The sequence below is a fragment of the Mesorhizobium sp. WSM4850 genome (assembly GCF_055811735.1).
This window is the reverse complement of sequence record NZ_JBVVPV010000002.1, coordinates 392,170-405,663: the sequence shown is the minus strand read 5'-3', so window position 1 is coordinate 405,663 and position 13,494 is coordinate 392,170. Positions and strand designations below refer to the sequence as shown.

The window sequence follows — 13,494 nt, the reverse complement described above, 5'->3', positions numbered from 1 at the left end:
CAAGTGTCGATGTGCTTGGGAAGGCGCTGGTTAGGCTACAGCGCTTTCAAAAGCGTTCGGCGTGGTGTTCTTGAGGTACTCGAGCGCGACCTTGGCCTTGGCCACAAGGGCGGCAAATGCCTGCGGCTCGTGGATGGCCATGTCCGACAGGACCTTGCGATCGATCTCAATGCCGGCCTTGTTGAGACCGTCGATGAACCGGCCATAGGTCAGGCCATGCTCGTGGGTCGCGGCATTGATGCGCTGGATCCACAGAGCGCGGAACGAACGCTTACGGTTCTTGCGGTCGCGGTAGGCATACTGCAGCGACTTTTCCACCGCCTGCTTGGCGATGCGAATGGTGTTCTTGCGGCGGCCGTAGAAACCCTTGGCGGCTTTCAGGACCTTTTTGTGCTTGGCGTGCGAGGTGACGCCTCTTTTTACGCGTGCCATGTCATGATCTCCTTAAAACTTGTCCAGACCGAATGCCTTAGAGGCCGTTCGGCAGAAAATTCTTGATGACCTTCTTGCCATCCGGTTCAGCCAGAACCATCGTGCCGCGGGCATTTCGAATGAACTTGTTGGAACGCTTGATCATGCCGTGACGCTTGCCGGCCGCAGCCGACAGGACTTTACCCGTACCTGTGATCTTGAACCGCTTCTTGGCGGCTGACTTGGTCTTCATCTTGGGCATTTTGCTACTCCGTTTATGTGCGCATCATCGCGCTTTTTGTTCGCTTCAGGCCGACCAAAGCCCGAAAAGCAAATGAAACCGCCACGGCATGCCCTGCCGGGCGGTTTTTGGGAACGGCGGTGCTATACGTCAAAGCGGGCCGGCGTGCAACACCCTGTGCCGACACACCCTTTGCCGACACACAATGGGCCTATGGGAAACGGAACAGCACCGGCAGTATGCCCGATTGCTGGGCGGCGTCGATCGATTCGAAAAACGGCATGGCGACGAGGAACACCAGTCCGTCCAGCAGCGTCGTCCTCAGCAGGCGCGGCTTGAAGCTGCCGGTGTCGCCTTCCTGATACAGCGAAAGCTTCGGGAAAAAGCGCGGCACTCGCGCCATATAGGCCTGGAATGGCGTTCCGAAGGCCTCCTTCAGGAACGTCTCTTCGCGCTGGATGACGACATGAAAGGCGGCGGCGCAAATCACCGCGAAGCCGATCGCCGCAGTGATCGAGCCCATCTGTGCGCCGACGCCGGCGGCAGCTATCGAGGAGAAGACATAGAGCGGATTGCGGGTGATCGAATAGGGTCCGCCGGTAACCACCTCGGAGGATTTGCGTCCGCCGATATAGAGCGTCGACCACAAGCGCCCGACAATACCGAGAAAGATCAGCAGGACGCCGACCATTTCGATCGTTTCGTGCGGCACGCTTTCGGGAGGAAAAGCAGACTGGCCAAACAGCAGCGCTGCGAACATGACGACCACGAGGGCGGCAAGCACCATCCTGCGCGCGTGCTGATACCTGCCCAACGCACGCCTGGCCTGCGCTTGTTCGGCCTGCGCAGATTTAACTTCATTGAGCATGTCGGGAATCCAATCGTCGAGGAACTTGCCGGCGATCGCGGCATCCGCAGCTCAATACAGCCAGAAGAGGACGGGAATTACACCGCTTTCCTGTCCGGACTCGATGAGTTCGAAAAACGGTACGGAAGCCACGAACATCAAGCCGTCGCGCAGCGTGTGATTAAAAATGCGCGGTGTAAAGGTGACCTCGGCCTGATCGCGATAAAGCCGGGGATTGGGAAAAAACCGCGGCACCCGTGCGATGTAGTCCTTGTACGGCGCCCCGAGCACGGTCGTCAAATGCCGTTCCTCGCGCAGCGTGACGATGTAGAACGCGGCGGCGCACAAAACCGCCGACGCCACCGAGACGATCACGCTGCCGGTCTGGGCGCCGATGCCGGCGGCCCCTATGGTGGAGAAAAAATACAGCGGGTTGCGCATTACCGAATATGGGCCGGTAGCAACCAGTTCGGCCGACTTGCGGCCGCCGATATAGAGGATCGACCAGAGCCGGCCGCCGATCCCGATCAGTATCAGGGCGATGCCGTACTGCCCCTCTATGCGTTCGTGGCCTAGTTCATCGTGCGTGGAGCCGCCGAAGATCAGCAAAGCGCAAAAAGCACCGATCAGCAGCGCCAGCAGGACGCGCCGGCGCCGCTGATAGCGGCCCATTTCGTCGAACGATCTTTCAATCGGGGAACGTGCCGCAGCGGCCATGGACAATCCTTTCGCCGCGAGGACCGGCAACCGGAATCCTTGTCGATGCAACTTGCGGAGAAATCATGGCGAAGACAAAAACAAACAAAAGGCCGCCGAAGCGGCCTTTGCTTTGACGGGACCGCTTTAGCGGAATCGCCTAGCGGGGCGCCAGCACCATCATCATCTGGCGGCCTTCGAGCTTCGGTTCGGCTTCGACCTTGGCGATCGGTGCAACTTCCTCGCGAACCTTGTTCAAAAGCTGCATGCCGAGTTCCATATGCGCCATCTCGCGGCCGCGAAAGCGCAATGTCAGCTTGACCTTGTCACCTTCCTCGAAAAACCGCCGGACCGCTTTCATCTTGGTCTCGTAGTCATGGCTGTCGATGTTCGGGCGCATCTTGATCTCTTTGATCTCGATGACCTTCTGGTTCTTGCGCGCCTCGGCCGCCTTCTTCTGGTTGGCGTATTTCAGCTTGCCGAGATCGAGAATTTTTACGACGGGCGGCACTGCGTTGGGCGATATCTCGACCAGATCGAGCCCAGCCTCTTCGGCGAGCAGCAATGCGTCGTTGATGGAGACATCGCCATGGTTGTGGCCTTCGGCGTCGATAAGCTGGACCCGGGGAACCCGGATGTCACGGTTGGAGCGCGGGCCCTCCTTGGTGGGCGCCGTTGCTTTGAAAGGTCTGCGAATGGTCGTGGTCTCCTTGAGCCGTTTCGTTCGGGGTTTTCAATTCAGAATTGCGAACGCGCCAATGTGGTGAGCGCGCGGCCGGAGTCAATAGCACAGCGCTCACAGGAAATCACCTGTTCCCTGACTTCTGCCTGCACCAAACGAAGAAAGTTGCCGAGCACTTTTCGTTGAACCGTCCGCTGTGTCAAAAGACCTGCGTGAGGAGTGAGCAATGACCGCACCGGTTTTTCTCGACGTCGACGGAACCAGCATCGCTGTCAGGCGCGCTGCGGGTGCCGAGCCAGGCATTGTCTGGCTCGGCGGCTACAAGTCGGACATGCTGGGCACCAAGGCCGAGAAGCTGGCGGAATGGGCGAGCGGGCAAGGCCGGGCTTTCCTACGCCACGACTATTCCGGTCACGGCGAATCGGGCGGCGCCTTTGCGGACGGCACCGTCTCGAACTGGCTTTCGCAAAGTCTCGCCGTCTTCAATCATTTCACGCAAGGCAGGCAAATCCTGGTCGGCTCCTCGATGGGCGCATGGATCGCGCTGCGCATGGTCCAGGAATTGCGCCAGGAATTGCACACGCCAGGCGAGAACCGCATCGCCGGTCTGGTGCTTCTAGCGCCGGCGCCGGATTTCACCGCCGAGTTGGTCGAGCCGGCGCTGACCAAAGCGCAGAAGCGCGATCTTGCCAAGAAAGGTTTTTTCGAGGAGCCGTCGGACTATTCGGCCGAGCCTTACATCTACACCCGAGCGCTGATCGAGGACGGCCGCAACAACCGGGTGCTGACCGGGCCGATCGACACCCACTGCCCCGTCCACATATTGCAAGGGCTGGCCGATGCCGACGTGCCGCCGAGCCATGCGCTGAAACTGGTCGGCCTGCTGCCGGCCGACGACGTCACGCTGTCGCTGATCCCCGACGGCGACCATCGCCTGTCGCGGCCTCAGGATCTCGACATGCTGGTGCGGGCGGTCAATGCCATCGTGCGGCAGGCAGGCTAGGACATGCGCATTTCCATTCCGGTATCCGCCTTCGTTGCAGCGATTGTCGGCTTCGGCGGCACGTTGGCCATCGTCATCGCCGCCGCCAAGGCAGTCGGCGCGACGCAAGTCGAAACCGCGAGCTGGGTGACGGCGATCTGCCTCGCGATGGCGATCGAGAGCCTGTGGCTGTCGTGGCGCACCAGGATGCCGGTCATCGCCGCATGGTCGACGCCGGGGGTGGCGCTGATCGCGGCATCGAGTGGCTTTTCGATCAACGAGGCCGTCGGCGCCTTCATCGTCACCGGGATTTTGCTGATTGCCACCGGCCTGTTCAGGCCCTTGACCAAGCTGATCGCCAGGATACCGGCCTCGGTCGCGTCGGGGATGCTCGCCGGCATCGTCGTCACCTTCGCCGTCAATGCGGTGAAGGCGATTCCCGTCGACCCGTGGCTGATCCTGCCGCTGATCGCCACCTTCTTTGTCATCCGCCTGTTCAATCCGGCGCTCTCGGTGCTGGCGGTGCTGATCGGCGGCGGCGCTGCCGCGTTCCTCACCGGCCGGGTCGGTGGTCTGCCGACCCCGGAACTTTCGACATTGACGCTGATTGCGCCGCAGTTCACCGTCACAGCGATCATCGGCCTGGCGCTGCCGCTTTATCTCGTCACCATGGCCTCGCAGAACCTCTCCGGCCTCGCCGTGCTGAGGGCGGCGGGCTACCACCCGGAACCCGGCCCGCTGATCGGCGTCACCGGCCTGCTTTCGTTGCTGTCGGCGCCATTCGGGGCCTCGACCACCAACCTGGCGGCGATCTCGGCGGCGATCTGCACCGGCCCCGACGTGCATCCCGATCCGGGCGAGCGCTGGAAGACCGGTCCCTTCTACGCGCTTGCCTACCTCGTCTTCGCCATTTTCGGCGCCTCGCTGGTGGCGATCTTTGCCGTGCTGCCGCAGAGCCTGATCGTGCTTGTCGCCGGACTGGCGCTGATGGCGCCGCTCGCCAACGCGCTGTCGATCGCATTGAAGGAAGACGGCGAACGCATGGCCGCTACCGTCACCTTTGCCGTCACCGCCTCGGGGCTGACGCTATTCGGCGTCGGTGCGGCGTTCTGGGGCCTGATTGCGGGCCTGGTCGTCCTTTTCCTTGAAACGCTCAAAAAGCGATAATCATTTCAAACGCTTGTCCGGTTTTGGCCGACACTGTCTTGAATCGCCGTTTTTCTCATCCCATTTCGATTCCACGCAGCCGGGATTGGCTGTCTCCAACTGAAGGATTGGGAGAAAATGAACACATCTGCATTGATCCGTCCGGCCTGGACGCCGGCGACCATCGCTCTGATGGTGATCGGTTTTATGGTGTTCTGGCCGCTCGGCCTCGCCATGCTCGCCTACATCATTTGGGGCGACCGGCTTGACGGCTTCAAGCGCGACGTCAACCGCGCGACCGACGGCATCTTCGCCGGCTGCCGCCGCGGTTCCGACAAAGCGGCGCGCTGGGGCCACGGCTCTGCCCGCACCGGCAACGTCGCTTTCGACGACTGGCGCGAAAAAGAACTCGAGCGGCTCAATGAAGAGCGCCGCAAGCTCGACGAGATGCTGAGCGAGTTCGACGAATACGCCAGGGAATTGCGTCGCGCCAAGGACCAGGAAGAGTTCGACCGCTTCATGGCGAACCGCAACAAGTCGACGTCGCCCACAACCGGCGGGCCCACAACCGGCGGTGGCAAATCCACGCCAGGCCTGCTTGACGAGTAAGGCACTTGCCTCGACATAAATAATAATCAAAAACGGCGTCGCGTCAGCGGCGCCGTTTCTTTTTTGTTCTATTCGTTTTCCTCGAATCACGTATCGTCCTGGCCATGTCATTCGGCTTCTTCCGCAACCTGACCAAACCCAGGCCCGCCCCCGTCGTGGAGCGGGAGCATTGTGTTGCCGGCCGCACGCTGCCGCTCAAGATCGTCGAGAGCGACCGGGCGCGGCGATTGACGCTGCGCATCGATTCCGGTGGCCGGGGCCTACGCATCACCGTGCCACCGGGCCTGCGGCGAGGCGAGGTGGAAAAATTCCTTGACCGCCATCAGGACTGGCTGGAGCAGCGGCTGGCCAAAGTGCCCAACCGGCCGCAGGTGCGGCCCGGTATCAAAATTCCGGTGCGCGGCGTGCCGCATCGCATCGTTCATGAGCCCTCGAAACGCGGTACCGTCACGCTGTCGTGCGACGAACGCGGTCCGCTGATGATCGTGCATGGCGAGCGCGTGCACCTGCCGCGCCGCATCGCCGATTTCCTCAAGCGCGAGGCCAAGCGCGAGATCGAGCGGTTGGTGGTCAGGCACACTGGGACGATCGGCAAGCGCGCCAAGGCAATCCGCTTCAAGGACACGTCGAGCCGCTGGGGGTCATGCACGTCGGACGGCAACCTGTCGTTCTCCTGGCGCATCATGATGGCGCCGCGACCGGTCATAAACTATCTCGTCGCGCATGAGGTGGCGCATCTCAAGGAGATGAACCACGGCCCGAAATTCTGGAAGCTGTGCGAGCAGCTCTGCCCCGACACCGAGCGCTGCAAGGACTGGCTCAAGCGCAATGGCGGCGCGCTACAAGCGATCATGTTCGAATAGATCGCCCGGTCAATCATCATTCGCCGCGTTCAACTCCTCTGGGCGCAGCCCCTCGTCGGTATGGCGCGGCCATGGCAGGAAGTCCTTCTTGAAGGCGTTGCTGCCGAAATAGTCGAGCGCGCGGTGTGCCTCGGCGCCGTTGAAGGCGGCCTTGTCCATCAGATGGGCGATGACCTCGCGAGCCTGCGCGACTTTTTGCCTGAGTTGGGCGACGGTATCGTCTGCCATGCTTGTTTGCTCCCGTCGGTATTATCTTTAGTAAGTAGCCCGTTCCGCTCTCTTGTCTTAGGAAGGTAGCGCGTTCCGCGCCGGTGGCAAACATGCGCTTTTTCTCGACTCTTTTGCCGTTTCGTGCCAATCCCCGCGTCATGGCGCTCGACATCAAGATATGCGGACTGAAGACCGACAAGGCATTGGCCGCGGCATTGGCCGGCGGCGCCAGTCATGTCGGCTTTATTTTCTTTGCCAAAAGCCCGCGCTATGTCGAGCCGGCGGAAGCCGGCCGCTTGCGCGAAGCGGCAATCGGCAAGGCCAGGGCGGTTGCCGTGACAGTCGACGCCGGCGATGCGTTTCTGGATGAAATCGTCGAAAAAATGCAGCCCAACATGCTGCAGCTGCATGGCTCGGAAACGCCGGAGCGGGTGGCCGAGATCAAGGCCCGCTATGGCCTGCCGGTGATGAAGGCGCTGCCGGTCAGCGAGGCTGCCGACCTGGAGCGGACAAGACCGTTCGTCGGCATTGCCGACCGTTTCCTGTTCGACGCCAAGCCGCCGAAGGGTTCGCAACTGCCGGGCGGCAACGGCGTTGCCTTCGACTGGCGCGTTCTGGCCGGCCTTGACGCAGGCGTCGATTACATGCTTTCCGGTGGGCTCAACGCCGCCAACATCGGCGATGCCTTTCGGCTTGCCAACCCGCCCGGACTAGACATTTCCTCGGGCGTGGAAAGCGCGCCGGGCGTCAAGGATCCGGCGCTGATCGAACAGTTTTTCCGGGCCGTCAGGGCAGCACACGCCAACCGCGCCGCCTGACCGTGCTTCAAACCACAAGCTAGGAGATCGGCGATGAACAAGCCGGCGATACCCAATTCCTTCCGCACCGGACCCGATGAGCAGGGCATGTTCGGCATCTTCGGCGGTCGTTTCGTTGCCGAAACGTTGATGCCGCTGATCCTCGACCTTGAACGGCACTGGAACGAGGTCAAGGACGATGCGGATTTCAAGGCCGAACTGACTGACCTTTCGACCCACTATGCCGGGCGGCCGTCGAAGCTTTATTTCGCCGAAGGTCTGACCAGGCATCTTCGCGAGGCTTCCGCGGCGAAAGGCGTTGGGGGCGGCGCAAAGGTCTATTTCAAGCGCGAGGATCTGAACCACACCGGCTCGCACAAGATCAACAACTGCCTCGGCCAGATCCTGCTGGCCAAGCGCATGGGCAAGAAGCGCATCATCGCCGAGACCGGCGCCGGCCAGCACGGCGTGGCGTCGGCCACCGTGGCGGCGCGTTTCGGCTTTCCGTGCGTCGTCTATATGGGCGCCACCGACGTCGCCCGGCAAAGCCCGAACGTCTTCCGCATGAAGCTGCTCGGCGCCGAGGTGCGGCCGGTGACTGCCGGCCACGGCACGTTGAAGGACGCCATGAACGAAGCTCTTCGGGATTGGGTGACCAATGTCGAGGACACCTACTACCTGATCGGCACCGCCGCCGGCCCGCACCCCTATCCGGAGCTGGTGCGCGACTTCCAGTCGGTGATCGGCATCGAGGCGCGCGCCCAGATCCTCGAGCAGGAAGGCCGGCTGCCGGACACCATCATCGCCGCCGTCGGCGGCGGCTCCAACGCCATCGGCCTTTTTCACCCGTTCCTCGACGACCGCAGCGTAAAGATCATCGGCATCGAGGCCGGTGGCCGCGGCCTCGACGGCATCGAGCATTGCGCCTCAATGAACGCCGGCGCGCCCGGCGTGCTGCACGGCAACCGCACCTATCTCCTGCAGAACGCCGACGGGCAGATCATGGACGGGCATTCGATTTCGGCCGGCCTCGACTATCCCGGCGTCGGGCCGGAGCATTCCTGGCTGCGCGACAGTGGCCGCGTCGACTATGTGCCTGTTCTCGACGACGAGGCGCTGGAGGCGTTTCAGTTGACGACACGCGTCGAAGGCATCATTCCGGCGCTCGAATCCGCCCATGCCATCGCGCATGCGGTGAAGATCGTGCCCGCCATGGACAAGGACCAGATCGTCATCGTCAACCTGTCCGGCCGCGGCGACAAGGACGTGCATACGGTGGCCAATATGCTGGGCATGGAGATCTGATCATGACCCCCCGCATCGACCGCCGTATGGCCAAACTGAAGGCCGAAGGGCGCCCGGCACTCGTCACCTATTTCATGGGCGGCGACCCGGACTACGACACCTCCCTGTCGATCATGAAGGCGCTGCCCGGCGCCGGCAGCGACATCATCGAGCTCGGCATGCCATTTTCCGATCCGATGGCCGACGGCCCGGCGATCCAGGCGGCCGGCCTGCGCGCGCTGAAAGGCGGGCAGACGCTGGTCAAGACGCTGAAGATGGCTTCGGAATTTCGTGCCACCGACAATGAAACGCCGATCGTTTTGATGGGCTACTACAATCCGATCTACATCCACGGCGTCGACCGCTTCCTCGGGGATGCGCTGGCCAGCGGCATAGACGGGCTGATCGTCGTCGACCTGCCGCCGGAAATGGATGAGGAGCTTTGCATTCCAGCGCTGAGGGCCGGCATCAATTTCATCCGGCTGGCGACGCCGACCACCGACGACAAGCGCCTGCCAAAGGTGCTGCAGAACACCTCCGGCTTCGTCTATTACGTGTCGATGACCGGCATCACCGGCTCAGCACTTGCCGACACCGGCAAGGTGGCGGCGGCGGTCGGGCGCATCAAGGGCCATACCGACCTGCCGGTCTGCGTCGGCTTCGGCGTCAAGACCGCCGAGCAGGCGCGCATCATCGGAGCGTCGGCCGACGGCGTCGTCGTCGGCACTGCGATCGTCAATGCGGTCGCCAATGTTCTGGGGCCGAAGGGCGAAAAGACCGCCGACCCGGCCGAGGCGGTCGCCACGCTGGTCAGCGGGCTTTCGCAAGGCGTGCGCGCGGCCCGCCTTGCTGCCGCCGAATAGTCTTGATCTTCTGGTTGACCATGATCTCCACCGAAAACCGGTTTCCACTTTTCGGGATCATGGTCTAACTCTTCGTCAGGACAGGAGCCGAAGCGATGAACTGGATCACCAACTACGTTCGACCGAAGATCAATTCGATGCTCGGCCGGCGCACCGACATGCCTGAAAACCTCTGGATCAAGGATCCGGAGACCGGCGAGATGGTCTTCCACAAGGATCTGGAGCAGAACCAGTTCGTCATCCCGTCCTCCGGCCATCACATGAAGATCTCGGCCAGGGAGCGGCTGAGATTCTTCATGGACGACGGCAAGTACGAGATGCTCGAAAACCCCAAGGTGGTGCAGGATCCGCTGAAATTCCGCGACGAGAAGCGCTACACCGACCGGCTGAAGGACGCCAAGGCCAAGACCGGGCTGGAGGACGCGATCATCAATGCGCTGGGCACCGTCGAAGGCCTGCCGGTGGTGGTGACCGTGCAGGACTTCGCCTTCATGGGCGGCTCGCTTGGCATGGCCGCCGGCGACGCCATCGTTCGTGGCTTCGAGGTCGCAGTGCAACGCAAGCGGCCGCTGATCCTGTTCGCGGCCTCCGGCGGCGCCCGCATGCAGGAGGGCATCCTGTCGCTCATGCAATTGCCGAGAACCACGATCGGCGTCGATCGGCTGAAGGAAGCCGGTCTTCCCTATATCGTCGTTCTGACCAATCCGACTACCGGCGGCGTCACTGCCTCCTACGCCATGCTGGGCGACGTGCACATCGCCGAGCCCGGCGCGCTGATCGGCTTTGCCGGGCCGCGCGTCATCGAGCAGACGATCAGGGAAAAGCTGCCCGACGGCTTCCAGCGCTCCGAGTATCTGATGGAGCACGGCATGGTCGACATGGTGGTGTCGCGGCTGGAGATGCGCCAGACGATCGCACGGCTCCTGAAAATGCTGCTCAAGCTGCCGGAAGAAGAAAAGCCGCTGGAACCGGAAATCCTGCCGCCGGTGGCGGTCCCGGCGGAAGCACGCCCGCAAGCCTGACGCGACATCCGTCGTCGCGAACCGCGATTGCGCGCCATCTGTGGCGCTGTAGCATCTTGATTCACGCATGATTCCTTTCCGAAAATCGATTTCGATTTTTCGGGGTCATGCGCTAGGATTCTCCCATGAGCACGCTTGCCGCCGACCGCGAAATCGAAAGCCTGATGTCGCTTCATCCGAAGGGCTTTGATCTTTCGCTCGACCGTATTTCGCGGCTGCTGGAGCGGCTTGGCAATCCGCAGGACCATCTGCCGCCGGTCATCCACATCGCCGGCACCAACGGCAAGGGCTCCTGCGCCGCGTTTTCGCGGGCGCTGCTCGAAGCGGCCGGCCACCGCGTCCATGTCCACACATCGCCACATCTGGTGAACTGGCATGAGCGCTACCGGCTGGCCGCCGACGGCGGCGGCAGGCTGGTCGAGGACGAGGTCTTCGCCGATGCCATCGCCCGCGTCGCCAAGGCCAATGAAGGCCAGAAGATCACCGTCTTCGAGATCCTCACCGCCGTCACCTTCCTGCTGTTTTCCGAACATCCGGCAGATGCCGTCATCATCGAGGTCGGCCTTGGCGGCCGCTTTGATGCCACCAATGTCATCACCGAGCCGGCGGTGTCGGTGATCATGCCGGTCTCGCTCGACCACGAATCCTTTCTCGGCGACCGTGTCGAACTGATCGCAGCCGAAAAGGCCGGCATCATCAAGCGCGGTTGCCCGGTGGTCATTGGCGCGCAGGAAAGCGAAACGGCGCTTCAGGTGCTTATCGAAACCGCCGAGCGGCTCGACTGTCCCGCCTTCGTCTATGGCCAGGATTTCCTCGCCTTCGAGGAAAACGGCCGGATGGTCTATCAGGACGAAGACGGGCTGATGGACCTGTCGCCACCGCGCCTGCCAGGGCGCCACCAGTTCGCCAATGCGGCGGCGGCGATTGCGGCGGTCAAGTCGGCAGGTTTCGAGATCAGCCATCGCGTCGCCGACAAGGCGATGGCCAATGTCACCTGGCCGGGGCGGATGCAGAAATTGCCGCAAGGCACGCTGACGGAACTGGCGCCAAAGGGCGCCGACATCTGGCTCGACGGCGGCCACAATCCCGGCGCCGGCGTGGTCGTCGCCGAGGCATTGGCCGAGCAGGAGGAAAAAAACCCGCGGCCGCTGTTCTTGATTTGCGGCATGATCAACACCAAGGACCAGAGCGGCTATTTCCGCGCCTTTAAGGGCCTGGTGCGGCATGTCTACACGGTGCCGGTGAGCCTCAGCGAGGCCAGTGTGCCGAATGACGAACTGGCGATCCGCGCCGTCGAGGCCGGCCTGTCGGCCGAACCGGTGAGCTCCGTCGCCAATGCGCTGATGCTGCTACGCGACACGTGGGACGGACCGCCGCCGCGCATCCTGATCAGCGGCTCGCTCTATCTGGCCGGCGCGGTGCTGGCCGAAAACGGCACGCCGCCGGTTTGAGGCGCGTGTTCACCAGGGCACGATGACGCCGGACTTCGTCAGATCACCGCGAGGAGCCAGCCGTGATCAAGGTAAAGCAGCTCGCTCACGTTTGCATCTTCGCAGATGATCTCGAAGTGACGCGAAGCTTCTATCGGGACGTCCTCTGCATGGACACCCAGTTCAACTTCCTGCGCGACGGCAAGATTTTCGGTTCTACCTCAATTGCGGCAGCCGCAGCCACGTCGAGGTGTTCCAGAAAGACGGGGCCAGCTATAGCGACCTGAACCAGATCAACCACTTCTGCCTTGAAGTGGAAAACCTTGACGCCGCGATCGCCGACGTAAGAGCGAAAGGCGTTGAAGTCACGTCAAAGAAACACGCATGCGATGATACCTACCAGGCCTGGATTCGCGATCCTAACAACGTGAAGATAGAACTGTTTGAATACACAGAGAAAAGTGCGCAGTTCGTCGGAGGCGATCGCATCGCGGATTGGTGATCGCCTCACGCCTATGGCGGAGACGGCCTCGGTGGGGACTACTTCAGCTCAATCTCGATGAAGGCATACTCGCCCTCATTGGCATTGATGACGTCATGCTCCACGCCCTCCTTGCGGAAATAGGGCGCCCCCTCCTTCATTTCGGCGAAGGATTCGCCGTCCTTGGTCAGGAGCTTGAGCTTGCCGTCCATCAGCGGCACGACGACATAATCATGGCCATGGCGGTGCCAGCCGGTATTGTCGCCCGGCGCGAAGCGGTATTCGGTGACGATGACGCGCTCATTGTCGATGAAGACGGTGGCCTTGGCGGATCCGGTCATGTCGTTCTCCTGCTTTAAGTCAGACAAGAACATGGGCCGGCAAGTGGCGAGTGCCACGGCGGACCAGCCGCATGACCCAGAAAATCCCGATCCGATCTTCGGTCAGATCAAGTGCAGCAGCGTCCTTCGCGCGTCCAGGGGGACGCGCAGTACATTAGATGACGCAGCAAAAAGCCCGGCGCGAGGGCCGGGCTTGTCTCCGGATTTCCGCCGGATCAGGCGAGATTGCCGTTGATCCAGTGCGACAGCGCCGTCTTCGGCGCGGCGCCGACCTTCATGTCGGCCATTTCGCCGCCCTTGAAGATCATCAGCGTCGGGATCGAGCGCACGCCGAACTGCGCGGCCAGCTCGGGATTCTCGTCGATGTTGAGCTTGGCGATCTTGACCTTGCCGCCGAGTTCGATGGCGATGTCTTCCAGCGCCGGCGCGATCATCTTGCACGGGCCGCACCATTCCGCCCAGAAATCGACGACGACCGGTTCCTTGGCGTCAAGCACATCGGTCTGGAAATTGCTCTTGTCGACCTTGACGGTGGCCATGCGAAAATCCTTTCGAGAGTTATTGTCGCACCAAATGTGGTGGTGATCGC

At 62.2% G+C, this 13,494-nt stretch carries 19 protein-coding genes; 11 read left to right on the top strand and 8 right to left on the bottom strand.

The window, feature by feature from the left end; genetic code table 11:
• Positions 1-30: 30 nt before the first annotated feature.
• The 5 genes from rplT to infC all read right to left on the bottom strand — a co-directional run bounded on the left by rplT (position 31) and on the right by infC (position 2,892).
• Complete coding sequence (gene rplT / locus AC0L2Z_RS05000; protein ID WP_023796882.1) at positions 31-432, bottom strand: 50S ribosomal protein L20; 402 nt, start codon at positions 430-432, stop codon at positions 31-33.
• 37 nt (positions 433-469) lie between these two features.
• Complete coding sequence (gene rpmI, locus AC0L2Z_RS04995) at positions 470-673, bottom strand: 50S ribosomal protein L35 (protein ID WP_006201248.1); 204 nt, start codon at positions 671-673, stop codon at positions 470-472.
• A 190-nt stretch (positions 674-863) separates the two neighbouring features.
• Entirely contained in the window at positions 864-1,520 is a 657-nt protein-coding gene (locus tag AC0L2Z_RS04990) for a methyltransferase family protein (RefSeq protein ID WP_023796883.1), read from the bottom strand.
• Between the two features lie 51 nt (positions 1,521-1,571).
• Positions 1,572-2,216, bottom strand: a complete 645-nt coding sequence (locus tag AC0L2Z_RS04985; RefSeq protein WP_023796884.1) for a methyltransferase family protein — start codon at positions 2,214-2,216, stop codon at positions 1,572-1,574.
• A 139-nt stretch (positions 2,217-2,355) separates the two neighbouring features.
• Positions 2,356-2,892, bottom strand: a complete 537-nt coding sequence (infC, locus tag AC0L2Z_RS04980; protein WP_077374810.1) for a translation initiation factor IF-3 — start codon at positions 2,890-2,892, stop codon at positions 2,356-2,358.
• 211 nt (positions 2,893-3,103) lie between these two features.
• Here infC and AC0L2Z_RS04975 point away from each other — a divergent pair, with 211 nt between their 5' ends.
• The 4 genes from AC0L2Z_RS04975 (at position 3,104) to AC0L2Z_RS04960 (ending at position 6,477) form a co-directional block, all read left to right on the top strand.
• Positions 3,104-3,880: an alpha/beta hydrolase gene (locus tag AC0L2Z_RS04975; protein WP_128170369.1), complete on the top strand. Its 777-nt coding sequence runs from the start codon at positions 3,104-3,106 to the stop codon at positions 3,878-3,880.
• A 3-nt stretch (positions 3,881-3,883) separates the two neighbouring features.
• The gene (locus AC0L2Z_RS04970; protein ID WP_473626920.1) at positions 3,884-5,026 is read left to right on the top strand and encodes a benzoate/H(+) symporter BenE family transporter; all 1,143 of its coding nucleotides are present in this window, start codon (positions 3,884-3,886) and stop codon (positions 5,024-5,026) included.
• Positions 5,027-5,143: 117 nt separating this feature from the next.
• Positions 5,144-5,614 (top strand): DUF2852 domain-containing protein, encoded by a 471-nt coding sequence (locus AC0L2Z_RS04965; protein WP_023796888.1) that lies wholly within the window; start codon positions 5,144-5,146, stop codon positions 5,612-5,614.
• Positions 5,615-5,718: 104 nt separating this feature from the next.
• Positions 5,719-6,477 (top strand): M48 family metallopeptidase, encoded by a 759-nt coding sequence (locus AC0L2Z_RS04960; protein ID WP_027152023.1) that lies wholly within the window; start codon positions 5,719-5,721, stop codon positions 6,475-6,477.
• 9 nt (positions 6,478-6,486) lie between these two features.
• On the opposite strand, the gene AC0L2Z_RS04955 is transcribed toward AC0L2Z_RS04960, so the two are convergent.
• Positions 6,487-6,705, bottom strand: coding sequence for a hypothetical protein (locus AC0L2Z_RS04955; RefSeq protein WP_023796889.1), 219 nt, complete (start codon positions 6,703-6,705; stop codon positions 6,487-6,489).
• Positions 6,706-6,845: 140 nt separating this feature from the next.
• On the opposite strand from AC0L2Z_RS04955, the gene AC0L2Z_RS04950 reads away from it, so the two are divergent.
• From AC0L2Z_RS04950 to AC0L2Z_RS04920, 7 genes are all read left to right on the top strand, one after another.
• Positions 6,846-7,505 carry a phosphoribosylanthranilate isomerase gene (locus AC0L2Z_RS04950; RefSeq protein WP_128168877.1) on the top strand — a complete coding sequence of 220 codons (660 nt, stop codon included), beginning with the start codon at positions 6,846-6,848 and terminating at the stop codon, positions 7,503-7,505.
• 33 nt (positions 7,506-7,538) lie between these two features.
• Complete coding sequence (gene trpB / locus AC0L2Z_RS04945) at positions 7,539-8,789, top strand: tryptophan synthase subunit beta (RefSeq protein ID WP_128168868.1); 1,251 nt, start codon at positions 7,539-7,541, stop codon at positions 8,787-8,789.
• Positions 8,790-8,791: 2 nt separating this feature from the next.
• Entirely contained in the window at positions 8,792-9,631 is an 840-nt protein-coding gene (gene trpA, locus AC0L2Z_RS04940) for a tryptophan synthase subunit alpha (RefSeq protein ID WP_473626919.1), read from the top strand.
• A gap of 95 nt (positions 9,632-9,726) precedes the next feature.
• Complete coding sequence (accD, locus tag AC0L2Z_RS04935; protein ID WP_023796893.1) at positions 9,727-10,653, top strand: acetyl-CoA carboxylase, carboxyltransferase subunit beta; 927 nt, start codon at positions 9,727-9,729, stop codon at positions 10,651-10,653.
• Positions 10,654-10,778: 125 nt separating this feature from the next.
• On the top strand, positions 10,779-12,104 hold the full coding sequence (locus AC0L2Z_RS04930) for a bifunctional folylpolyglutamate synthase/dihydrofolate synthase (protein ID WP_473626917.1): 1,326 nt from the start codon (positions 10,779-10,781) through the stop codon (positions 12,102-12,104).
• Positions 12,105-12,166: 62 nt separating this feature from the next.
• Positions 12,167-12,370 (top strand): VOC family protein, encoded by a 204-nt coding sequence (locus AC0L2Z_RS04925; protein WP_473626916.1) that lies wholly within the window; start codon positions 12,167-12,169, stop codon positions 12,368-12,370.
• The gene (locus AC0L2Z_RS04920; protein WP_288141837.1) at positions 12,334-12,585 is read left to right on the top strand and encodes a VOC family protein; all 252 of its coding nucleotides are present in this window, start codon (positions 12,334-12,336) and stop codon (positions 12,583-12,585) included. Before AC0L2Z_RS04925 ends, AC0L2Z_RS04920 begins: the two co-directional genes overlap by 37 nt.
• Before the next feature lie 38 nt (positions 12,586-12,623).
• Here the strand turns inward: AC0L2Z_RS04920 and AC0L2Z_RS04915 are convergent, their stop codons facing one another.
• The gene (locus AC0L2Z_RS04915; protein WP_473626914.1) at positions 12,624-12,905 is read right to left on the bottom strand and encodes a cupin domain-containing protein; all 282 of its coding nucleotides are present in this window, start codon (positions 12,903-12,905) and stop codon (positions 12,624-12,626) included.
• 215 nt (positions 12,906-13,120) lie between these two features.
• Positions 13,121-13,444, bottom strand: a complete 324-nt coding sequence (gene trxA / locus AC0L2Z_RS04910; RefSeq protein ID WP_091592579.1) for a thioredoxin — start codon at positions 13,442-13,444, stop codon at positions 13,121-13,123.
• Between the last annotated feature and the right edge of the window lie 50 nt (positions 13,445-13,494).